Genomic DNA, 20,131 nt, shown 5'->3' with positions numbered 1-20,131 from the left:
TAACGTAAAATAAGTCGAAGCACTGCATCTTAAAATTGACGGGCCGGACCCCTTGTGAAAGATTCGGCCGTCCGCTGATTTGACCCCTGCGGGAGCTAGGCACTTTATGTCCGACAATACCCAGTTCATGGCCTCTTTGATGAAGATACCCTACTTCGCGCAGCTCGCGCAGGACCATGGCGAACAGTGGCTCGCCGAGAAGATGGATACGCTCGAGACATCGAGCTTTGATTTCGGCAAGTATGCCTATTTCAACGACAGTTCCGATCAGGCTTCCGATGGCGATGGCGGCAGCATTGTTTCCGACGACGCCTCTCATGAGACGCCTTATTCAGGTATCGACCAGACGGCCATGGTCGACCTCAGCGATCCGACGGCGGATAGTGCTTCCAGCGCCGAAGCCAAGAAGGAAACCAGTATTCAGGATACGGTCGACCAGCAGGCTGCAATAGCGACCAGTCATGCGAGCGCTGAAGAGGCGGCTCAGGACGCATCTTCTTCCACCGCCGCCGGTGGCAATTCCGGCGATGCGGTGCCGAAGGACTTCGACAACGATTGGACCGGCGCAGAGCCGAAAATGTACTCCTTCGACGAACTGCGTGTGTATTTCACGCAGTTAGGTCTGTTTTATACCCAGCGCTATCTCGAACACAGCTTCGACGACAAGGCCAACAACATCCAGCTTAACGGCTTTTACCGCGATATGAATCTGGGTGGCGGCGATGACCAGATCTATCTCGGAAGCATCGACAATCACAATGCCACCAAGTTCGACCATTTCTACGTTGACGGTGGCGACGGTGACAACACGTTGCACCTGAGCCGTGGTTCCGGTTTCACGATCGCACTCGGTGGAGACATCGATCTCGGCGTCTATGGCGGCGATGTGACGTTCCACAATGTCGAGAATATCTTTGGCTCTGTCGGTAACGACACGATCACCGGCGACGCTGCCAATAACAGCCTGTCGGGTGGCGATGGCAACGATACATTGGCGGGTGGCGACGGCAATGATGTGCTCGCGGGCGGCACCGGCGATGATCATTTGACCGGCGCAGCCGGCAACGACACGATCAACGGCGGCGACGGTAACGATACGATCGATGGTGGCGACGGCAACAACGTCATCGACGGCGGTGCCGGCAACAATACCATGACCGGCGGGGCCGGGGACGACAGCATAACCGGTGGCTCCGGCAATGACGTGATCACTGGCGGCGACGGTAACAACGTCATCGATGGCGGTGACGGCAACAATACAATGACCGGCGGGGCCGGCGACGACAAGATCACTGGTGGATCAGGCAATGATGTGATCACTGGAGGCGACGGTAACAACGTCCTCCACGGCGGCGATGGCACCAATACGATTACAGGTGGAAGCGGCACCGACACGATCACCGGCGGCAGCGGCAACGATGTGATCAACGGTGGCAGCGGCAACGACCATATCGATGGCGGAACTGGCAACAATACGGTCGCCGGTGGCGATGGAGACGACACGATTACCGTTGGCGGCGGCACCGACACCCTCGATGGCGGCAATGGCAATGACATTATCGCTGGCGGGGCGGGCGTCGACACGATCACCGGCGGCGCTGGCGATGATACGATCACCGGCGGTCTGGGTACGGACACGCTGACCGGTGGCACCGGCCACGATGTCTTCGCTTACACTGCCAAGGGCGAAAGCAACGGCACCGACAGTTTCGATTTCATCACCGATTTCACTGTCGCCGACGACAAGCTCGATCTGTCGGCACTCGGCGACGAATTTATCTTCAAGGGCACGGATGCCTTTGCCGGGGGCGGTGAAGCGAGTGTCCGTTACGTCAAGGAAGCCGACGACACCCTGGTTCAGATTGACACGAATGGCGACGGTACGGCTGACATGCAGATCAAGCTCAACCACGCGCTGGACCTGACTTCGTCCAACTTTATCCTTTGAAAGCAATTCCAAAAACGAGAAATGGCGCCGGATGGCGCCATTTTTTTTGATATTTGTTAAAACCGCGCTCAGAGGCGAGCGAAGATTTCGCGGCCTTCGATCTTCATACGGACGCCGAGCGGGCCGGTCTTGCGGCGCACGAGGAAGCGAGGCCGGCGGTCGACGAAATAGGAGTGGCGGCGGCGCGGCTTTGGCGGCTTGCTGCCGACGGTCAGCAGGTGCTCGTCGAGCTGGCGGGCAACCCCGTCGGCCTCGACCATCAGCATCGGAATGCGGTAGGCATCCGACCATGCACGCCAGTCGGCCGCGATGTCGTAGAGATCATGGGCGACGAGCAGCGGAACGCAGAGGTTCGGATCAGGATGATGAAGTTCCAGCGTTACGGTGACTTCACCATTGCCGTGGTCGATCGCCCGGGCGGCGACTCCGACAAAGACGCGGGCTGGCAGGGCGATGGTCAGCGGCAGGCCGCTGGATGGTAGGATCCGGCGCATGATCGCACCGCGTTCATCAAGTGTGGCGGTCACGGTCTCGGCCGAAGCATGCAGCTTGTAGCTGATCTGCTGTGGGAAAAGACCCGGATCGAGCCTCAATATATCTGTGGCCCAAGTAGGTTGAGTGACGGTGTTTGGCATGATTTCGACCCTGTTTTGATGAGAGATCATCTCTCGTTCATCCGGGACTTCGCGTCCTCTTTGATGGGTCGACAATAGGGGAGGTATATTTGGCGCGGCTTAAAAATCTCGGTTAAGAAAATTTTGCCTCGTCTGATGGTTAGCAGTTTCCCAGGCGATTGAGTTTGCAATTCGTGAATGCCGTTCAGCCAAGTCTATCAATCCTATTGACGGTCTCGACAGCATGCCTGGGTAAGTTTCGGATAAGAACTTTATGCGAAAATGAGGACATCGTCCTATTGCACCGGTTCCTGCCATGGTCTCGACATTCATCACCTACAATCAGGTCGCGCGCGACATGAAGGGCCAGCTCGACCGTATCGGCAAGACGCCGGAAATTGCGCGTGACGAGCAATATTACAAAGACAATATCGGCAAGATGAAAACAGTCGACGATTTCGTCGGCAACTATCGCCTGTTCTCCGTCGCGATGAAGGCCTACGGCCTCGAGGATATGACCTATGCGACGGCCTTCATGAAGAAGGTCTTGCAGAGCGATCTCAACGACACCAACTCCTTTGCCAACAAACTGGCGGACGATCGCTATCGCAAATTCGCAGAGGCCTTTCAGTTCTCGTCTGAAACGACGACGACTCAGACCAGCAGCCAGACCGACGACGTCATTTCTCATTATAAGCAGACGATCCAGGACCAGTCGGATGCCGTGGATTCGGCCAACACCGAATTCAAGGCCGGTATCGCCAACGTCAAATCGGTCGACGATCTCCTCAACAACGAGGGCCTGCGCACCTATGCGCTCAAAGCTTATGGCGTCGACACGCCCTATTGGAGCAAGGACTTCCTGACCAAGGTCCTGACCAGCGACGTCAACGATCCTAACAGCTACGTCAACACGATGGATTCGCCGCAAAAGTCCTCCTACCAGGCGATGGCCAAGGCTTTCAACTTCAATTCCTCCGGCACGCTCGACAGTGGCAAGACCGCACAGACCGCCGACCAGACGACGGCAACAGTGGAAGCCTACACGTTCACGGTGCCGACGCGGCTGACCGCTGCGGGCGCCAACCTCAACAAGGCTTATTTCGAAGCCCATATCGGCTCGATCACCAATGTCGACGATCTGGTCAAAGACCCGCGGATGCTCGACTATATCAAAACGGCATATGACCTGACCAAGATCAGCCTAACGAGCACGATCAAGAACATCTTGACCAGCGACCTGAGCGACCCCAACAACTACGCCACGACAATGGGTGGCTCGGCCTATGAGACCCTGGTCAAGGCCTTCAATTTCAATACGGACGGCACGATCAAGGGCGCCGCGGCCCAGACGGCGGCTCAGATTGCCACGACCTCCGATCTCTATATACAGAAATACGACAATGCCGACGAGACCGCCGACGAAGGCCTCTATACTTATTACAAGAACAATATCGGCTCGATGAACAGCGTCAAGGACATCGAGGGCACCGGCAAGCTGTATGACTTCATCCTCACCGCCTTCGGCTTCGACCCGCAAACGACGACGCAGAAGACTTTCGAGAAGGCCGTCGAAAGCGACTTGAGCGATCCGAAAAGCTTCGCCAATGCGCAAAAAGACAAGCGCTATACCGATATGGCCGCGGACTTCAATTTCGACTCCAAGGGTAACAAGGCAGCGCCGTTGCTCGCCCAGTCCCAGCAGATCATGCAGCAGATCGCTTCGGAATATGTCGTGCGCAAGACGCGTTTCGGCCATGACGACCAAAAGACCCAGGCGACCAAGGACGCGAGCGCCTACACGTCGGCCATTCAGGGCGTGAAGACGGTCAAGGACTTTCTGTCGAACCGCAAGCTGGTGGATTTCGTGCTGCAATCCAAGGGTATCGACCCGAAGACTGCCGATGACGATTTCATGAAGAAGCTGTTCGCTTCCGATCTCAACGATCCCAAAAGTTTTGCCAACCAGCAGACGGACCATCGTTTCATCGAGATCGTCGACTCCTTCAATTTCGACAGCAAAGGCAACATCGCCTCGCGCGACACCGGTATCCAGGGCAAATTCGGCCAGATGCAAACCGAATACATGTATCTGCAGCAGAACCTCGAAGAACAGGTGGGCGACGACAGTCCCGGCGCGCGCCTGGCGCTCTATTTCGAGCGCAAGCTGCCAACGCTCAATTCGGGTTACGATGTCCTCGGCGACACCGCATTGCTCGAAGTTTTCCGCACCACATTCGACCTGCCCGCAGAAATGTCCTCCATGGACGTCGATAAGCAGAAGGCACTGGTCGACAAATACCTCAAGCTCGATGATCTGCAGAACCCCGATAAGCTCAAGCAGTTCATCTCCCGCTTCACTGCCATGTACGACGTGGCCAACGACACCACGCAGGACCCGGTCCTGTCGCTGTTCGGCGGTTCGTCCTCGGCCGGCATCAGCGCCGACACGCTGCTCGCGGTCGCTCAGCTCAAGAACTGAGATCGCAAAGTCTTCCCTCTCGCTCCGCGGCGATTGCTTTTGTGCTGGAGCCGTTATATCTCTCCCAATATCACGATAAGGGAGATTTTTATGTTCCGCCGTTCATTCCTGCTCTCCGCCGCCGCCGCGGTGTCGATGAGCCTCGCCGTCGCACTGCCTGCGGCTGCAGCCGAAAAGCTGATCGTCTTTGCCGCCGCCAGCCTCAAGGGCTCGTTGGACGCCGTCGCCAAGCTCTACGAAAAGAAGAGCGGCAACACGGTTTCGATTTCCTATGCCGCCAGTGGCCCGCTCGCCAAGCAGATTGAGGCCGCCGCTCCGGCCGACATCTTCATCTCTGCCGACAAGAAATGGATGGACTATGTCGTCAAGGCCGGCGCAGTGAAGAAGGACCAGGCCGTCGACCTGCTCGGCAACCGCCTCGTTCTGGTTGCGGCCAAAGATTCCAAGATCAGCCTCAAGATCGGCAAGGGTTTCGACTTGGTTAAGGCGCTCGGCGACAGCCGTCTCGCCATGGGCGAGATCAAGAGCGTGCCGGCCGGCACCTATGGCAAGGACGCGCTGGAATATTACGGTGTCTGGAAGGATGCCGAGAAGAAGGCAGCCTTTGCCGACAACGTTCGTTCGGCGCTGAAGCTGGTCACGACAGGCGAAGCCCCGCTCGGCATTGTCTACGAGACCGACGCCAAGGCGGACAAGGGCGTGAAGGTGGTCGATTATTTCGGCGAGGAGAGCCACAAGCCTATCGTCTATCCGGCAGCGCCGATCGCTGCGTCGAAGAGCCCCGCTACCAAGGAATTCTTCGATTTCTTGAGAGGTGCGGAAGCAACCGATGTTTTCAAGAAGGCAGGCTTCACGGTGATGGCTGGCACGTGATACCGACAGCCTTTCATGCGGCCATGAAGGGCTCGGAACGCGTATGCAATTCAGTGACGCCGAATGGGTAGCGATCGAACTCAGTCTCAGGGTGGCGGCGCTGGCGGTTTCCGTCAGCCTGCCGCTCGGGATTGCCGTCGCCTGGCTGCTGGCGCGGCGTGAATTCTTCGGCAAATCGCTGCTGGCGGCGATCATCTCGCTGCCGCTGATCCTGCCGCCTGTGGTCACGGGCTATCTGTTGCTCTTGGCTTTCGGCCGCAAGGGACCGCTTGGCATCTTCCTGCAAACGGTTTTCGATTTCAGCTTCTCGTTCCGCTGGACGGGTGCGGCACTTGCCGCCGCCGTCATGGGCTTTCCGTTGTTGGTGCAGGCGATCCGCATCTCCATGGAGGCGATCGACCGAAAATTGGAGTCGGCCGCCGGCACCCTCGGCGCTAGTCCGTTCTGGGTATTCTTCACCGTCACGCTGCCGTTGGCGCTGCCGGGCATCATTGCCGGTACGGTTCTGGCTTTCGCCCGCTCGCTGGGCGAGTTCGGCGCGACGATCACCTTCGTTTCCGCCATACCCGGCGAGACGCAGACCATGGCCTCGGCGATCAGCGCGGCACTGCAGGATCCGGATGGCGAACCCGAGGCCTGGCGGCTGACGGTGCTGTCGATCCTGATCTCTTTCGCTGCAATTTTCCTGTCGGGCTTCGTCTCCCGTTTCATCGCCCGCAGGGTAGGGACGACGGCATGATCTCGGTCTCGGTTCTGCATCGCCAAGGGGATTTCATTCTCGACGCCCATTTCGAGGCTGGCGAGGGCGTCACTGCACTGTTCGGCCCCTCCGGCTCCGGCAAGACGACGCTGGTGCAGATGATTGCCGGCCTCAGCCGTCCCGACGATGCCCGGATCTGCTTCGGCAAGACCATCTGGAGCGACACTGACCAACGCATTTTCGTGCCGCCGCATCACCGCCATATCGGCTATGTCTTCCAGGAGGGCCGGCTTTTTCCGCATCTGACTGCGCGGCAGAATCTGCTCTATGGCCGCTTCTTTGCGCCGAAGGCGGAACGCAGCATCAGCGAGGAAGAGGTTGTCTCGCTGCTTGGCATTTCCCGCCTGCTCGGCGACCGTCCATCCACGCTCTCGGGCGGCGAGAAGCAGCGGGTGGCGATCGGCCGGGCGCTGCTCGCCGCACCCCGGCTGATCCTGATGGACGAGCCGCTTTCTGCACTCGACCGTGCCCGCAAGCAGGAAATCCTGCCCTATATCGAGCGCATCCGCGACGAGATCAAAATTCCGATCATCTATGTCAGCCATGCGATCGACGAGGTGGCTAGGCTGGCGACCCGTGTCGTGCTGCTTGAGGAGGGCAAGGTCAAGGCCGCCGGAAAGCCGGTGGACATCTTTCCGGATGCGGCCAGCATGCCCGAAGCAATCGCGCCGCAATCGATCCTCGAAGGCCGGTTGATCGAGCACCAGCCCAGCTATGGGCTCAGCCTCGCGCAGGTGGGCTCGAACGTGGTCACGCTGCAATTGGTCGATCTTCCCGTTGGCACTCCGGTGCGGTTCCGTGTGCCGGCCACTGACATCATGCTGGCGCTGGAAAAGCCGGCCGATATCAGCGCGCTGAACGACCTGGCAGGTACAGTGACGGCTGTCGACACAAGTGGCCCTTATGTGCAGGTGACACTCGACTGTGCGGGCCAGCGGCTGGTGTCGCGCATTACCTTGCTCTCGGCCGAGCGATTGGCGCTGGCGCCGGGCCGCAGGGTGCATGCACTGTTCAAGGCTGTCACCGTCGACAGCGCCAGCGTGTTTCACTCCTCCGCGCGGCCAGAAGTCTCCTCCTGAGGCCTGGCATTTTCCTCAAGCCAGTCCAGGTCCGACTTGAGTGCCTTTGCGGTGTGCTTTTCCATGTCGCGGAAGCGCTTCAGCAGCGTCTCGCCGAACGGCGTGAGACCCGCACCGCCGCCGCTCTTGCCGCCTTTCTTCGTTTCGATTGCCGGTTCGCGGAACATGCGGTTGAGTTCGTCGACAAGCAGCCAGCCGCGCCGATAAGACATGTCCATGCGCGCCGCCGCCTGGCGGATCGAGCCGGTCTCGCGGATCAGTTCCATCAGTTCCGCCTTGCCATGGCTCAGCGGCGCACCGCCCGGAAAAGTGAAGCGGAGATTGGTTCTGATCGCCCGGCTCACCAGCGGATCACCTTGTCCGGATTCATGATGCCGGCCGGATCGAAGGCATATTTGATCCGCCGCATCAGGTCGATCTCAATCGCCGGCCGGATCGAGGCGAGTTCGTCGCGCTTCAACTGGCCGATGCCGTGTTCCGCCGAGATCGAGCCGCCGAAGGACAGGACCAGCCCATGCACGATCTCGTTCACCTCCCGCCACTTGCCGATGAATTCAGCCTTGTCGGCGCCGATCGGCTGGGAAATGTTGTAATGAATATTGCCGTCGCCCAGATGCCCGAAAGCGCAGACGCGGACGCCGGGCATGTAGGCCAGCACCGCTTTCTCGGCCGCCCGCATGAAAGCCGGAATGGAGGAGACGGGCACGGAGACATCGTGCTTGATCGACCCACCTTCCGGCTTCTGTGCCTCCGACATGCTTTCGCGCAGATGCCAGAAGGCCCGCGCCTGCGCCGTCGAGGCGGCGATCGCCGCATCCTTGATGATGCCGGCAGTAAAGGCGCCTTCGAGCAGCGTCTGCAGCATCCGCGCGGCGCTCTCTTCGCTGTCGAATGTGGAGATGTCGACCAGCACGTACCAGGGATAGGTCTCTGCCAGTGGATCGCGGACATCAGGGATGTGCCGGATGGTGAATTCGACGCCGAGCCGCACCATGAGTTCGAAGCCGGTCAGCGACGTGCCGCAGGTCGACGTGGCCGTCTCCAAGAATTTCAGTGCATCCTTGGCACTTTCGAGGCCAACAAAGGCGACCTGATGCCCACGTGGCCTCGGAAAGAGTTTTAGCACGGCACCGGTGATGACCCCGAGCGTCCCCTCCGCGCCGATGAACAGGTCGCGCAGGTCATAGCCGGTATTGTCCTTCTTGAGCTTCCTCAACCCCCCCCAGATCTCGCCCGTTGGCAACACGACTTCGAGACCGAGGCAGAGCTGCCGCATATTGCCATAGGCGAGCACCTGCGTGCCGCCGGCATTGGTGGAAAGATTGCCGCCGATCTGGCAGCTTCCCTGCGAGCCGAGCGATAGTGGAAAAAGCCGGTCATGCTCTTCCGCCACCTTGTGGATATTGTCGAGGATACAGCCGGCATCGATGGTCAGGGCGTTGGCCGAGCTGTCGACCTCGCGCACCTTGTTCATGCGCGACAGCGTCAACAGCACGTCGCTCCTGCCGTCACGCGGCGTCTGTCCGCCGACATGACCGGTATTGCCCGATTGCGGCACGATCGGCGTCTTCGTCTCGGTGGCGAGCGCCATGATAGACGCCACCTCGGCCGTGCTGCCAGGTTTCAGCAGGAGAGGGGAGGCCCCGTGATAGAGCCCGCGGGTTTCTGTAAGGTGCGGCGCGATTTCGGCCTGATCGGTGATCGCGTTGGCTTCGCCGACAATGGCAGCGAAACGGGAAATGAGCGAACTGTCCATGTGCAAACCCCTCAGCCGCGAATATCATTTGATATCTTACTCTCTCGGCGCCGCCGCCCGCATCAGCCGGTCGTTGATCGCCTCGCCCAGCCCTTCCGTCGGCACCGGCGCAAAGGCGATCGATGCGGCATCCATGGCATCGGCTTTCTTCATGATGGCGAAGAGATTCGCCGCCGCTTCGCGCAAGTCGCCGGTCGGGCTGAGATTGAACTTCGATGCCGCCCCATCCGTCCCGGGAACCGCCTGGTTGCCGAAATTGACGAACACCTCGCCGTCCCGCACCGTGTCGACATTCATCCGCACCCGCGCGTCAGGCGCGTAGTGCGAGGCGAGCATGCCCGGCGCCTCGATCGCCTCAGCATGGTCGGAGCGCTCGACGCCAACACCGAGCACCTTCTCGATCTCCGCGACATCAAGCCCGCCTGGCCTGAGCAGCCGGACCCTGTCGCCCTCGACCTTGATGATCGTGCTTTCCACGCCGACGCCGGCTGCACCGCCATCGAGGATCAGTTCGACCCTGCCACCCAGATCTGCTGCCACATGCTGCGCCGATGTAGGGCTGATCCGACCCGACGTGTTTGCGCTTGGCGCAGCGAGAGGCTTGCCAAAGGCCGAAATCAGCAGGCCGGCAAATCCCTTGGGAACACGAATGCCCACGGTTGGCAGTCCTGCGGTGCAGAGTTCGTGGATCGTGCTTTCCGGCTTGAGCGGCAGAACCAACGTTAGCGGCCCCGGCCAGAAAGCCTCGGCCAGCGCCCGCGACATAGGATCGAAAACCGCATGCTGCTCCGCCATCTCCAGCCCCGACATATGTGCGATCAGCGGATTGAAACGCGGCCTGCCCTTGACCTCGTAGATCCGCGAAATTGCCGCCGGATTGGTGGCGTCGGCCGCCAGCCCATAGACTGTTTCGGTGGGAATGGCGATTGGTTCACCAGCCGCCAGCACGCGGCAGCCCTCGGCACGCGCCCGCTCGGGCTCCATCTCGATATCGATCAGTTCGGCCATTCCAAATTATCTCGCACTCGGGAGACTGTTAACGCGCTCTGCACAAGATTCCAACGTATCTTGTTCACCAAGCTTATCAGACGCCTTTCAGCCAAGCCGCAATTGTCTGAATAGAGCGATAGAGAATCGCGGGATCATCACCCATCGGTACAAAGCCATTCGACTGCCAGTAAGCCTCGGCCTCGCGATCAATAGCCTTCACCACAACCACCCGGCCGCCAATGATCTCGGCTGCTTGCAAACTTCGTTGAAGGGCATGCTTCAAAAGCGCGCTGCCGAGGCCCATGCCCATGAAAGCCTTGTCGACCGCCAGTTGGCCGACGAGAATGGCGGGAATACGCTGGGGATGCTGTCCGGTGCGGACGCTGCGAGAAAGAGACGCCGGCAGCACCTCGGTCGGCGCCAGCCCGTAGAAGCCGGCAATTTCTTCTCCCGCCAACGCGACCAGTACGCGTGTGAAACCGTTTCGCTGATTGGCGAGAGCATGCTTGCGCAACCATTCATTCAGCGCCGGCTTGTCGCAATCGAAGCGGCTGGTATCATGGTGCGCTTCGAGCAAGCGCGGAGCGGAAAAAAGTTGCGGCTGCGGGGTCATGACGACGTCCAGATGGCGCCGACGTTATTGCCCGGCTTACTCATTCCTTCCAGGGGGCCTGTCTTGCAAGCCTTTCAGCCAGCTTGGCGGGTGCGGAAGCCAGTGGCTCGCGCAAGCTTTCTGTAAAGGTCTCAAATGCATCGGGCGAGACGCGGATGACGGTCTCGTTCAGTATGGCAAGCTGCGCCTCCTGTAGTGCAGCCTTCCGCATGAACTCGGTGCGGGACAGGCCGCTCAGCAGCGCGCCGCGATCGATGAGATCGAGGTCGTCTTCCCGCAGCCGCATCGAAACAGCGACATCACGCTTTGCCGAAGATGTGGACATGATCATTCATTCTGTAATCTGTATTGCAGAATGATATACATCCCAGCGCCGCATTTCACAAGCTCCGGATGATCTTCCTAAGCACGTCGTGCTTCGCCCCCAGCATCAGCACGTTCCTCATTGCTGCTTTGGGATCGTCGGTGCGGAAGAGGATGCCGTCGCCGCGCACGTTCTTGTTGACTGCGAGCTTCTTCTGCTCCTCGTCCTTTTCCAGCGCGATGGCGAAATACATGCGCGTGGCGCGCATGTTGATCTTCTCGAAAGCCAGTTCGTCGGCGGCGATGTCGGCGAAGAAATTGGCGATGTAGAAGGACCAGCGGATGTCCTTGAACTCGGCGAAATCCGTCTTCGCCAGCGTCACATGACAATAACCGAGATGCGGCGTGCCCTTCAGCGTGCGGTGGAACACGACCTTGGGGAACTGGATCGATTTGTGGAAATTGTTAAGCCGCTCATGCGTCTTGTCGCCGACAAGATTGAGATATTTGCCCGTCCGCTCGGCCACCTCTTCGTAGGAGAGGTAGCGCTTGCGGATGATATCCCAGTTCGGCCTGTTGCGGTCGATGCGGCCTGTCCGCAGGAATTCGGATTCCTTCGGCACTAGGGCTCTCGTCCGGGTCTCCGATTCGAAATAGCGCAATTCAGCTGCCATGTCGTTTAAAAGCGCGTTGGACTGTTCTTGCATCAGCCTAGTCCCAAGAAACTTAACATAGTTTTAACAACTAGTTGTCGAGGGTTTCGCGAGGCTTGCTGGGGACCGCTTCAAGGCTCAGTTGAGCGCCGTTTCCAATGGTTTTATGGTGCGGCGGGAATAGACCGCCCGTGCCGCTACCCAGAAGGGCGTGCTGGTGCCGACCGTGCCATGGACGCTGACGAGATATTGCAGCGCCGGCGGCCTTTCGGGCAGCAATTGACCCTGCGGCCAGTTCTTCGCCAGCGCCTCGCGCTTGAGCGGCACGGTGTTGACGTCGATGTCGTCAAGCGTGCCGTCGATCCGCATGGGGCAGTCGCGATCATTGCAATTGACGCCGGAGGAGAATTGCCAGAGCAGGTAATTGTCCCAGTTGCCCATCGGGAAGACGCCCTTGATTTCCGGGCGGTAGCGCGCATACCAGAGCGGCAGCCGCGACAACAGGCGGTATTCGTCGCGATGTGCGGCGATGTAGCGCGCTGTATCATTGTTGGTGTAGAGCACCGGATAGCGCCCTGTCCGCGTCTTGATATGGCTCGCGAAGGTCTCGGCATCCTCAAGCGACATATATTGCTTCGAATCGAGGCTCTCGATGTCGAGCACCATCATTTCGTCGCCACTCGGCGTTGCATAGTCGAGGAAGTGGTTGGCCTGGTCGATGGGATTGCCCGGCCGTCCAAGATGATAAGCGCCCCACAGCAATCCCTTCGCCTTGGCCAGGATTCGCCGCGTCTGGAAAAGTTCGCGGCTGACAGCATATTTGCGCCACATGGTCTTGCAGTGGGCAAAACTGTCGCCGCTGTGCTTTCTGCGGCAGTCATAAACTTCGGGCAGGCCGTCGGAGGCCTTGGAGATGAAACCGGCGATCCGCTTATCGGCAGCCAGCTTGTCCCAGTCGATGATGTTGAGTTCATAGGCATCGATGACGACCGGCGTCGTTTCATCGGTCCAGGGCGTATCGTCGGTGGCCCACGCACACGACGATCCAAAAAGGGCGATCAGCCCCAACACAATACCTGCTACGTTCTTCATACACCCTGTCCGCCACGGGGTCCAAAATGGAATTGTGGGCCATTAAGGTTAACAAAGGATGAAAATAAGACAGAGCTAATATTATCCTTCAGACACTTGGTATTACAGGGGCAGCATGGCGCCCAAGGCGCCGAGCATTGGCGAGGCGAGGTGAAGCGGATTGACGCCGCGCTTCATTCGGCCGAGCACTTCTCGCAGCGCCGCCACCTGTCGTGAATGTGGACGGCGTACGAAGGCGATCTTGCGGACATGCTTCTCGATGTCCCAGAGCGCTCGGCTGCCGCCGGCAAAGAAGGCGATGTCGCCGGCTTTGAGCAGGCGGGTATCGCCGGTCTCGGAGGTGACCCGTACCGCGCCGTCGAGAATGAACACGGTCTCCTCATCATGGAAAGTCCACCAGAAGCTGCCGGCCGAGCATTCCCAGATATTGGTCGAGGTCCGGCCGTCGAGGCTTTCGGAATGCAGCCCGGCCCGGGCGATGGGAGCACCCGAAACGATCCAGTCGGGATTGATCGGCGCGGCTTCGAGCGCGACTTCGTCCGGGCGTGCCGCGACAAAGGCAGGATCGATCATTGCCATTGCGGTCGTGGCGTGCTGCTGCGACATGAATTCCCCATTTCTGTTCGCGGTTGGCGAGCTATGGCAGGAAAATTCTCGGAAACGATTGAACGAGCCACTAAAATTTGATCGAACAGGCATCTATCCGCAAATGCGCGGGAGAATTCGGAAGGAGAATGTCATGAAGGTTCTGGTCGTCGGTGCAACCGGACTCCTCGGTTCGGCTGTGGTTGCCGAGCTATCCAAGCGCCACGAGGTGATCGCCGCCTCGCGCAGCAGCAGCGTCAAGGTGGACGTCAAGGATCCCGCCAGCATCAAGGCGATGTTCGAGGTGGTCGGCAAGGTCGACGCGATCGTCTTCACCGCCGGCAAGGCGCATTTTGGGCCGCTGGCGGAGATGACGCCAGACAAGATGGATATCGGCATCAAGGACAAGCTGATGGGCCAGGTCAATCTGGTGGTCATCGGCGCCGACTATCTCAATGACGGCGGCTCGTTCACGCTGGTCAGCGGCATTCTCGCCGATGAGCCGATCCGGGCCGGTACCAATGCCAGCCTCGTCAATGGCGCGATCAATTCTTTCGTGATCTCGTCCGCCATCGAACTCAAGCGCGGCATCCGCATAAATGCGGTGAGTGCCACCGTATTCGAGGAAGCGATGGAGCACTATGGTCCGTTCTTCCCCGGCTTCAAGCCGGTGCCAGTGGCCGATGTGGCGCTTGCCTTCGCGCGTAGCGTTGAAGGCGCCGATACCGGCAAGATCTACAAGATCGGTTACTGATCACTCGAAGAAGACGAGGTCCAGGTCGCGATCGGGCACATAGTTCTTGGCGTCGAATTGATAGCGCGTCGGCGAGATCTGGCGCGCCTTGACGCAGAATTGCGCCACCGCCTCCGGCTTCTCCTTGTCGATGATCATGTGGAAATCGCCGATCGGCCCGGCCCAGGTCCGCGCGGTCGAGAGGATATAGGACAGCGAAAATTGCGCGGCATAGGCATAGTCGCCGGTCTTCCTGGCCTCCAATGCCTTTACGGCGGCCTGAACATTCTTGTCGAGGCAATAGAGCCGGATCTGGTCCGGCTCCGGCTTCATGTCGCCTGAATAGAAGGACATGTTCGACGTATCGAGCGACGGCTTGTAGCTGTGGACGATGTGCACGACCTTGCCAGGCGCGAATGTCTGATCGAAGAAGAATTTGCTCTTCGTTACCCATTGCGGCGAGAAATCGCCTTCCGTGCCGGCCACGGCGCCGATAGAGGCAAGCTTGGCCAAGGTCTTTTTCGGCAAGGTCGGTAACAGGTCGAGATAGGTTCCATAGGGTCGGACAAGTGGAATGCCCGCGGCCTTCAATTCAGCCGTGACGTCCTTGCCGCCGGGCGCGAAGGCGCGCTGTTCCAGCCCATGCTTGACCGGTTTGCCATCGACCACCGTGGTGAAGCCAACGAAGTTGTCATTGTCCTCGACCGGAATGTAGAGACCGTCATTGTCGGCGGTATTCATGTCGGGTAGGGGGAAGGCGATCGTGACGGTCTCGGCCTTGTCGCCGGTATTGACGAACTGGAAGTCGGCCGTGATCAGCGAGCGCGATAGTGTCAGGGTTTCCGCTCTCATCGTGATCGTATGGGATTGCCCGAACACCAGCGCCCCGTTCCGGAATGCGGCCAGCCCGTCATCGGCAAAGGCTTGTGGAGACAGGCCGGCCAGAAACAGGGCGGCCAGTGTCAATCGGCGGAACAGCATTCCCGTCTCCCATCTGGAATCGGATCGGCGCAAAGACGCTACTTGAGGATACGTGCTCGCTTGAGTGCGATCCAGGCCAATGCAATCGATATGACGATGACAATCATCGCAAGGATCGTGCCGCTCGCCGAGTGCGAGAACGGCAGGTTTTCCGTGTTCATGCCGAAAAAGCCGGTCACCAGGGTCGGCGGCATCAGGAAGGCGGTCGCGAGCGAAAGGATGTAAAGGTGCCGGTTCGTCTCTGCCTGGCCGCGCGAATCGATGTCTTCGTGCAGAAGCCGGGCACGTTCCTGCAGCGAATAGACATCCCGCTCGACAGTCTCGATCCGCTCCGTCAAGCGCTGTGCCATGTCCTGAAAACCTTCCGGCACTTCGTCTTCGTCGGCGGCTACGGCGCGCCGCAGGAGCGCGATCTCCGTGCGCAGATGCCGGTGAAGCTTGATGATTGTCCGGCGTGCCGGCGCCAACCTGGGACTTTCGTCGCGCTGCGCGCCTTCGTAGACGAAATCCTCGATAATGTTCAGCTCTTCGTTGATTTCCAGCACGATCGCCATGACGGTACGCTGGAATTCGATCACCAGAGCAGCCAGAACATCCAGTGGGCTGCGAATCTTGGTGCTCTTGTCGACGAACGCCCGCGCATGGTCGATGCTTCTCAGTGGATGCAGCCGCGTCGTCACGATCAGATTGCCGGTGACAGCGAAGTGCAGCCAGCCGATCTCCGAGGTCATTTCATCGAAGCCGCGCTGGAAATCGACCAGCGTGCCGCAGACGAGATCCGCAGAGAGCGACAGCGCCGCATGCGGGTCACGATTGGTGAGCGCTTGGACCGCTTCGATGGATAGGTCCGGCAGACTTTCTAGAAAGGCAGGCACGCGCGCATCGGAAAGGCCGAGATGCAGCCAGACGAAGCCCTCATTGACCTTGATGTCACGCATCGTACAGGTCGGCGACATCCGCTCGGATTGCCCCGCGCTCGGATGGAAACGATGTGCCCAGACGAAACCGGGAATATTGGAAACAGCAAGTTCCATGTAGGGTGCCCGCTGAGCAGAATTTTAGGAAGCCTTAGACCCGCTTTATGACAGTTGTGCAACAGGGCAACAAGACATGGAGTCGCATCTTCGGCATGCTCTGAATGACCAATCGTTATCCGTCTCTACGCGGAAGGCTTGCGGAAGGCGAGCCTATGAGGATGATAAACGTGTCGCACTTTCCCGATATCCTGCTGACGGAGATGTCAGCGAAATCGGGATGCCGGCGCTCAGCGCCGCAAGGAGCAAACGGGTGAGGGAAGAGAGAATGTCTGAAATCGTGATCGAACGGCCCGAGGCGCATCCCGGTGTCATCGTCATCCGCATGAACCGCCCCGATAAGAAGAACGCCATCACGCGTTCCATGTATGCGGCGATGACGCTGGCACTGATGGAGGCCAATGCCGATGACGAAATCAAGGCGGCGGTGTTCTTCGGCGTACCGGGCAGTTTTTCCGCTGGAAACGACCTGGCCGACTTCATGGCGATCGCCAAGGATGTATCGCTTGCCAAGGAGGTCCACGGCTTCATTCATCAGCTGCCGATGTTCGAAAAGCCGCTGCTCTCCGGCGTCGACGGGCTGGCTATCGGCATCGGTACGACACTCAACCTGCATTGCGACCTGACCTTTGCGACGCCGCGGTCCTTCTTCCGCACGCCGTTCACCGATCTGGCGCTRGTACCGGAAGCAGCGTCGAGCCTGCTTGGCCCGCGCATCATGGGCCAGCAGCGCGCCTATGCCATGTTCGCCGCCGGCGTCGGCTTTTCGGCCGAGGAGGCACGCGAAGCCGGACTGGTCTGGAAAATCATCGGCGAGGACGACTTGGAGGCCACGACGCTAGCCGCTGCCTCCGAACTCGTCGCCAAGCCGCGCAAAGCCCTGGCGATCACCCGCAAGCTTCTCAAGGGCTCGATCGGCGAAATCCATGCGCGGATGGAGGATGAGACGATTTACTTCAACAGCCAGCTTCAATCGCGCGAGGCGATGGAGGCCTTCCAGGCGTTCGTGAATAAGAAGAAGTAGGGCTTGAGATTATTTGCATCGGTGGCTACATTGTAGCTACAAGGAGTTTTCTATGCCTACTGACACTATGGTTCGCGCCAGGATCGATTCCGTTACCAAGGAAAAAGCGACTGAAGCTTTGGCGCGCATGGGCCTTTCCGTCTCTGATGCGATAAGGCTGCTTCTGGTAAGGATTGCTGCGGATGAGGAGTTTCCGTTCCCGATCAAGACACCAAATGCAGCGACACGTGCGGCGATAGCTGAGTTGGAAGAGGGCAAGGGTAAGCGCTTCGATTCAGCGGAGGCCTTGTTCAAGGATTTGGGAATTTGAAGTACTGACGCCAGTCCGATCCACGCAATTCAAGCGCGATCTGAAACGTATCGAAAAGCGTGGCAAAGACCTGCATAAGCTGGGCTCCGCTCTGCTGCTGTTGATCAACCAGCAAGAGTTGCCGGCACAATTTCGGGATCATCCGCTAAAAGGTGCATGGAGCGGATATCGTGATCTTCACATTGAACCGGATTGGTTGTTAATCTATCGGATATCAGCCAACGAATTGCTTCTGGCACGAACAGGGTCGCATGCCGACTTGTTCGTTGAATAGTTACCGCTCCAGCAGCGCCACCGCCTCGACATGCGACGACCAGAGAAACTGGTCGATTGGCGTCACTGATCTAAGCTTGTAGCCCCCACTGATCAGGATTGACAAATCACGCACCAGCGTCACCGGATTGCACGACACGGCGGCGATGCGGCCCACCTTGGAACGAGCAAGTTCGTGGCATTGCGCTTCCGCCCCGGCACGGGGCGGGTCAAAACAGAGCGCATCGATCTGCTTGAGGTCCATAGGCTGCATCGGCCGGCGGAAGAGGTCGCGACGTTCGATGGTGACCGGCTTCAAGCCCTGGCTGTTGCGGGCGGCAAGATCAAGCGCGGCAAGCGCCGGTGCCTCGAATTCCACCGCATGCACCGCGGTCGTGCGGGCGAGCCTGAGTGAAAACGTGCCGATGCCGGCAAACAGGTCGGCGACGCGCTTGGCCTTGCCGATATGGCTGATGACCAGTTCGGCCATGGCGTTTTCGGCCCTGAGCGTCGCCTGCATGAAATTGCCGGGTGGCAGCACGACCGGCACGCCGCCGAAATCGGTAATCGGCTTCTGTGGTTCGACAATGATCTCGGCGGCGATCGACAGCCGGGCGATGCCCTTTTCCTTCAGCACCAGATCGACCGCGGCTTGCCGCTTCTTCGCGTCGATCTTGCGCAGATCGGTGAAATTGATGTCGAGGCCCGACGTCGTTGCCTGCACGGTGACGCGAAAAGGTTCACTCCCTGATGCAAGCGCAGATGCCAGCCGCCGCACCGTTGGCAGCCGGGAAACCAAGCTCGGATGGGCGATGGGACATTCCTCGACAGGAACAATGTGATGGCTGCCGGCCTGCATATAGCCGAGAAGCACGCCCTTGTCGGTCAACCGGCCGGTCATCGTCACACGCCGCCGCTCGCCGGGAGAACATGCCACGAGCGGCGCGACCTCTGTCTCTAATCCTTTGGCCTTCAGCGCTTCGACGACGAGATTGCGCTTATAGTCCTGATAGGGCTGGTCAGTCCAATGCTGCAGCGAACAGCCGCCGCAGGCGCCGCCAAGGCCCTCGGGACCGAAATGCCGACAGCGTGGCGGCACGCGCTCGGGCGAGGTCGTGCTCCATGACATCGCCGTGCCATGGTTTTTCACCCGCGCGATCGCCACCTCCTCGCCCGGCAGGGTGAAGGGCACATAGACCGGACCGTCAGCGCTGTGGGCAATGCCGTCGCCTTCGGCGCCGATGGATTGGATGGTGACGGTCTCTGTGCTCATTGTTTGCGTCCGGCCAGGAGGAATTCGAAATTTCCGTCGCCGCCGGAAATCGGGGAGGGGATTACACCGAGGCCTTGCCAGCCGCCAAGCGAATTCAACCAACCGGCCATGTCTTCGGCAATTTTCGGGCCGAGCGCTAGGTCTTTGAGAATGCCGCCCTTGCCGATCGCCTCGCGCCCCGCTTCAAACTGCGGCTTGACCAGCAAGACGCACCACGCGCCGGATGCCGCAAACGCCAGCGCCGGCGGCAGCGCCAGCCTCAGTGAGATGAACGAGACATCCGAAACCACCGCCCGGATTTCCCTTCCTCCGAGGTGGGCGAGGTCGAGTGCCCGCGCATTGACGCCTTCGAGATTGGTAATTCGAGCATCACCCCGCAGTCGCTCATCAAGCTGATCATGGCCGACATCCACGGCAACCACATGCGCTCCGCCCCGCTCCAGCAGCACCTGTGTAAAGCCGCCGGTGGAGGCGCCGATATCGAGACAATCATAGCCCTCCGGAGAAAGCCCGAAATGATCGAGCCCGGCAATCAGCTTCAGCGCCGACCGCGAGACATAGGCTTGCGCCGGATCATCGATTACAATCTCCACATCCGACGAAACCATCGCTCCGGCCTTGCTCGCCACTTTGTCATCGACCGTCACCGTTCCCCGGTCGATGGCGTCTCGCGCCCGCGACCGGCTGTCGAACAGGCCGCGCCGGGTCAGAAGCTGGTCGAGGCGGATGAGGTCGGGCATTTCATTCCTGGATAATTTCGACGGTTTCAAACTCAT

At 59.5% G+C, this 20,131-nt stretch carries 22 protein-coding genes; 9 read left to right on the top strand and 13 right to left on the bottom strand.

Going from position 1 to position 20,131, the window contains the following annotated elements; genetic code table 11:
- Positions 1–106: 106 nt before the first annotated feature.
- On the top strand, positions 107–1,948 hold the full coding sequence (locus tag AC1D06_RS10925; RefSeq protein WP_477986254.1) for a hypothetical protein: 1,842 nt from the start codon (positions 107–109) through the stop codon (positions 1,946–1,948).
- Positions 1,949–2,016: 68 nt separating this feature from the next.
- Here the strand turns inward: AC1D06_RS10925 and AC1D06_RS10920 are convergent, their stop codons facing one another.
- A complete protein-coding gene (locus tag AC1D06_RS10920; protein WP_477880249.1) occupies positions 2,017–2,583 on the bottom strand; it encodes a DUF6101 family protein in 567 nt (188 codons plus the stop codon).
- A 295-nt stretch (positions 2,584–2,878) separates the two neighbouring features.
- Between AC1D06_RS10920 and AC1D06_RS10915 the strand changes: the two genes are divergently transcribed.
- The 4 genes from AC1D06_RS10915 to modC all read left to right on the top strand — a co-directional run bounded on the left by AC1D06_RS10915 (position 2,879) and on the right by modC (position 7,756).
- Positions 2,879–5,044: a DUF1217 domain-containing protein gene (locus tag AC1D06_RS10915; protein WP_477986253.1), complete on the top strand. Its 2,166-nt coding sequence runs from the start codon at positions 2,879–2,881 to the stop codon at positions 5,042–5,044.
- 90 nt (positions 5,045–5,134) lie between these two features.
- The gene (gene modA, locus AC1D06_RS10910) at positions 5,135–5,917 is read left to right on the top strand and encodes a molybdate ABC transporter substrate-binding protein (RefSeq protein WP_477986252.1); all 783 of its coding nucleotides are present in this window, start codon (positions 5,135–5,137) and stop codon (positions 5,915–5,917) included.
- Positions 5,918–5,960: 43 nt separating this feature from the next.
- On the top strand, positions 5,961–6,656 hold the full coding sequence (gene modB / locus AC1D06_RS10905) for a molybdate ABC transporter permease subunit (RefSeq protein WP_477986251.1): 696 nt from the start codon (positions 5,961–5,963) through the stop codon (positions 6,654–6,656).
- Entirely contained in the window at positions 6,653–7,756 is a 1,104-nt protein-coding gene (gene modC / locus AC1D06_RS10900) for a molybdenum ABC transporter ATP-binding protein (protein ID WP_477986249.1), read from the top strand. The genes modB and modC overlap by 4 nt, the downstream gene beginning before the upstream one ends.
- On the opposite strand, the gene AC1D06_RS10895 is transcribed toward modC, so the two are convergent.
- From AC1D06_RS10895 to AC1D06_RS10860, 8 genes are all read right to left on the bottom strand, one after another.
- Complete coding sequence (locus AC1D06_RS10895; protein WP_477880237.1) at positions 7,723–8,100, bottom strand: winged helix-turn-helix domain-containing protein; 378 nt, start codon at positions 8,098–8,100, stop codon at positions 7,723–7,725. The genes modC and AC1D06_RS10895 overlap by 34 nt on opposite strands.
- A complete protein-coding gene (locus AC1D06_RS10890; protein WP_477986247.1) occupies positions 8,097–9,512 on the bottom strand; it encodes an FAD-binding oxidoreductase in 1,416 nt (471 codons plus the stop codon). The genes AC1D06_RS10895 and AC1D06_RS10890 overlap by 4 nt, the downstream gene beginning before the upstream one ends.
- A 36-nt stretch (positions 9,513–9,548) precedes the next feature.
- Positions 9,549–10,520 carry an L-threonylcarbamoyladenylate synthase gene (locus tag AC1D06_RS10885; RefSeq protein ID WP_477986246.1) on the bottom strand — a complete coding sequence of 324 codons (972 nt, stop codon included), beginning with the start codon at positions 10,518–10,520 and terminating at the stop codon, positions 9,549–9,551.
- A gap of 76 nt (positions 10,521–10,596) precedes the next feature.
- Positions 10,597–11,115 carry a GNAT family N-acetyltransferase gene (locus AC1D06_RS10880; RefSeq protein WP_477880231.1) on the bottom strand — a complete coding sequence of 173 codons (519 nt, stop codon included), beginning with the start codon at positions 11,113–11,115 and terminating at the stop codon, positions 10,597–10,599.
- 40 nt (positions 11,116–11,155) lie between these two features.
- Positions 11,156–11,440: a type II toxin-antitoxin system TacA family antitoxin gene (locus tag AC1D06_RS10875; protein ID WP_477986244.1), complete on the bottom strand. Its 285-nt coding sequence runs from the start codon at positions 11,438–11,440 to the stop codon at positions 11,156–11,158.
- Between the two features lie 55 nt (positions 11,441–11,495).
- Positions 11,496–12,125, bottom strand: a complete 630-nt coding sequence (locus tag AC1D06_RS10870) for a DUF6656 family protein (RefSeq protein ID WP_477986243.1) — start codon at positions 12,123–12,125, stop codon at positions 11,496–11,498.
- 84 nt (positions 12,126–12,209) lie between these two features.
- Positions 12,210–13,163 carry a glycoside hydrolase family 25 protein gene (locus AC1D06_RS10865; protein WP_477986242.1) on the bottom strand — a complete coding sequence of 318 codons (954 nt, stop codon included), beginning with the start codon at positions 13,161–13,163 and terminating at the stop codon, positions 12,210–12,212.
- A 102-nt stretch (positions 13,164–13,265) separates the two neighbouring features.
- Positions 13,266–13,769 (bottom strand): cupin domain-containing protein, encoded by a 504-nt coding sequence (locus tag AC1D06_RS10860; protein ID WP_477986240.1) that lies wholly within the window; start codon positions 13,767–13,769, stop codon positions 13,266–13,268.
- A gap of 133 nt (positions 13,770–13,902) precedes the next feature.
- Between AC1D06_RS10860 and AC1D06_RS10855 the strand changes: the two genes are divergently transcribed.
- A complete protein-coding gene (locus tag AC1D06_RS10855; RefSeq protein ID WP_477986239.1) occupies positions 13,903–14,502 on the top strand; it encodes a short chain dehydrogenase in 600 nt (199 codons plus the stop codon).
- Here AC1D06_RS10855 and AC1D06_RS10850 read toward each other — a convergent pair whose 3' ends face one another.
- Complete coding sequence (locus AC1D06_RS10850; RefSeq protein WP_477986238.1) at positions 14,503–15,462, bottom strand: DUF4424 family protein; 960 nt, start codon at positions 15,460–15,462, stop codon at positions 14,503–14,505.
- Between the two features lie 38 nt (positions 15,463–15,500).
- Complete coding sequence (locus AC1D06_RS10845; protein ID WP_477986236.1) at positions 15,501–16,496, bottom strand: transporter; 996 nt, start codon at positions 16,494–16,496, stop codon at positions 15,501–15,503.
- Positions 16,497–16,764: 268 nt separating this feature from the next.
- Between AC1D06_RS10845 and AC1D06_RS10840 the strand changes: the two genes are divergently transcribed.
- From AC1D06_RS10840 to AC1D06_RS10830, 3 genes are read left to right on the top strand one after another with little or no spacing between them, the layout of a single operon-like run.
- Positions 16,765–17,520 carry a crotonase/enoyl-CoA hydratase family protein gene (locus AC1D06_RS10840; RefSeq protein ID WP_477986234.1) on the top strand — a complete coding sequence of 252 codons (756 nt, stop codon included), beginning with the start codon at positions 16,765–16,767 and terminating at the stop codon, positions 17,518–17,520.
- 52 nt (positions 17,521–17,572) lie between these two features.
- Positions 17,573–17,830, top strand: coding sequence for a type II toxin-antitoxin system RelB/DinJ family antitoxin (locus tag AC1D06_RS10835; protein WP_477880214.1), 258 nt, complete (start codon positions 17,573–17,575; stop codon positions 17,828–17,830).
- On the top strand, positions 17,760–18,104 hold the full coding sequence (locus AC1D06_RS10830) for a type II toxin-antitoxin system YafQ family toxin (protein WP_477880371.1): 345 nt from the start codon (positions 17,760–17,762) through the stop codon (positions 18,102–18,104). The genes AC1D06_RS10835 and AC1D06_RS10830 overlap by 71 nt, the downstream gene beginning before the upstream one ends.
- On the opposite strand, the gene AC1D06_RS10825 is transcribed toward AC1D06_RS10830, so the two are convergent.
- Positions 18,105–19,355 carry a class I SAM-dependent RNA methyltransferase gene (locus AC1D06_RS10825; RefSeq protein WP_477986232.1) on the bottom strand — a complete coding sequence of 417 codons (1,251 nt, stop codon included), beginning with the start codon at positions 19,353–19,355 and terminating at the stop codon, positions 18,105–18,107.
- Complete coding sequence (locus tag AC1D06_RS10820) at positions 19,352–20,095, bottom strand: TlyA family RNA methyltransferase (protein WP_477880210.1); 744 nt, start codon at positions 20,093–20,095, stop codon at positions 19,352–19,354. The genes AC1D06_RS10825 and AC1D06_RS10820 overlap by 4 nt, the downstream gene beginning before the upstream one ends.
- Positions 20,096–20,131: the final 36 nt, after the last annotated feature.

This window comes from Rhizobium sp. P2_G2, from assembly GCF_056403555.1.
Note: the sequence above shows the minus strand (reverse complement) of the source record. Positions and strands in the feature narration are given on the sequence as shown.

Coding starts and splice junctions, on each gene's coding strand:
- AC1D06_RS10865 (WP_477986242.1), bottom strand. CDS start 13,163: ATGAAGAACGTAGCAGGTATTGTGTTGGGGCTGATCGCCCTTTTTGGA.
- AC1D06_RS10850 (WP_477986238.1), bottom strand. CDS start 15,462: ATGCTGTTCCGCCGATTGACACTGGCCGCCCTGTTTCTGGCCGGCCTG.
- AC1D06_RS10855 (WP_477986239.1), top strand. CDS start 13,903: ATGAAGGTTCTGGTCGTCGGTGCAACCGGACTCCTCGGTTCGGCTGTG.
- AC1D06_RS10835 (WP_477880214.1), top strand. CDS start 17,573: ATGCCTACTGACACTATGGTTCGCGCCAGGATCGATTCCGTTACCAAG.
- AC1D06_RS10915 (WP_477986253.1), top strand. CDS start 2,879: ATGGTCTCGACATTCATCACCTACAATCAGGTCGCGCGCGACATGAAG.
- modC (WP_477986249.1), top strand. CDS start 6,653: ATGATCTCGGTCTCGGTTCTGCATCGCCAAGGGGATTTCATTCTCGAC.
- AC1D06_RS10870 (WP_477986243.1), bottom strand. CDS start 12,125: ATGCAAGAACAGTCCAACGCGCTTTTAAACGACATGGCAGCTGAATTG.
- AC1D06_RS10885 (WP_477986246.1), bottom strand. CDS start 10,520: ATGGCCGAACTGATCGATATCGAGATGGAGCCCGAGCGGGCGCGTGCC.
- AC1D06_RS10875 (WP_477986244.1), bottom strand. CDS start 11,440: ATGTCCACATCTTCGGCAAAGCGTGATGTCGCTGTTTCGATGCGGCTG.
- modA (WP_477986252.1), top strand. CDS start 5,135: ATGTTCCGCCGTTCATTCCTGCTCTCCGCCGCCGCCGCGGTGTCGATG.
- AC1D06_RS10920 (WP_477880249.1), bottom strand. CDS start 2,583: ATGCCAAACACCGTCACTCAACCTACTTGGGCCACAGATATATTGAGG.
- AC1D06_RS10925 (WP_477986254.1), top strand. CDS start 107: ATGTCCGACAATACCCAGTTCATGGCCTCTTTGATGAAGATACCCTAC.
- AC1D06_RS10845 (WP_477986236.1), bottom strand. CDS start 16,496: ATGGAACTTGCTGTTTCCAATATTCCCGGTTTCGTCTGGGCACATCGT.
- AC1D06_RS10825 (WP_477986232.1), bottom strand. CDS start 19,355: ATGAGCACAGAGACCGTCACCATCCAATCCATCGGCGCCGAAGGCGAC.
- modB (WP_477986251.1), top strand. CDS start 5,961: ATGCAATTCAGTGACGCCGAATGGGTAGCGATCGAACTCAGTCTCAGG.
- AC1D06_RS10890 (WP_477986247.1), bottom strand. CDS start 9,512: ATGGACAGTTCGCTCATTTCCCGTTTCGCTGCCATTGTCGGCGAAGCC.
- AC1D06_RS10820 (WP_477880210.1), bottom strand. CDS start 20,095: ATGCCCGACCTCATCCGCCTCGACCAGCTTCTGACCCGGCGCGGCCTG.
- AC1D06_RS10880 (WP_477880231.1), bottom strand. CDS start 11,115: ATGACCCCGCAGCCGCAACTTTTTTCCGCTCCGCGCTTGCTCGAAGCG.
- AC1D06_RS10860 (WP_477986240.1), bottom strand. CDS start 13,769: ATGTCGCAGCAGCACGCCACGACCGCAATGGCAATGATCGATCCTGCC.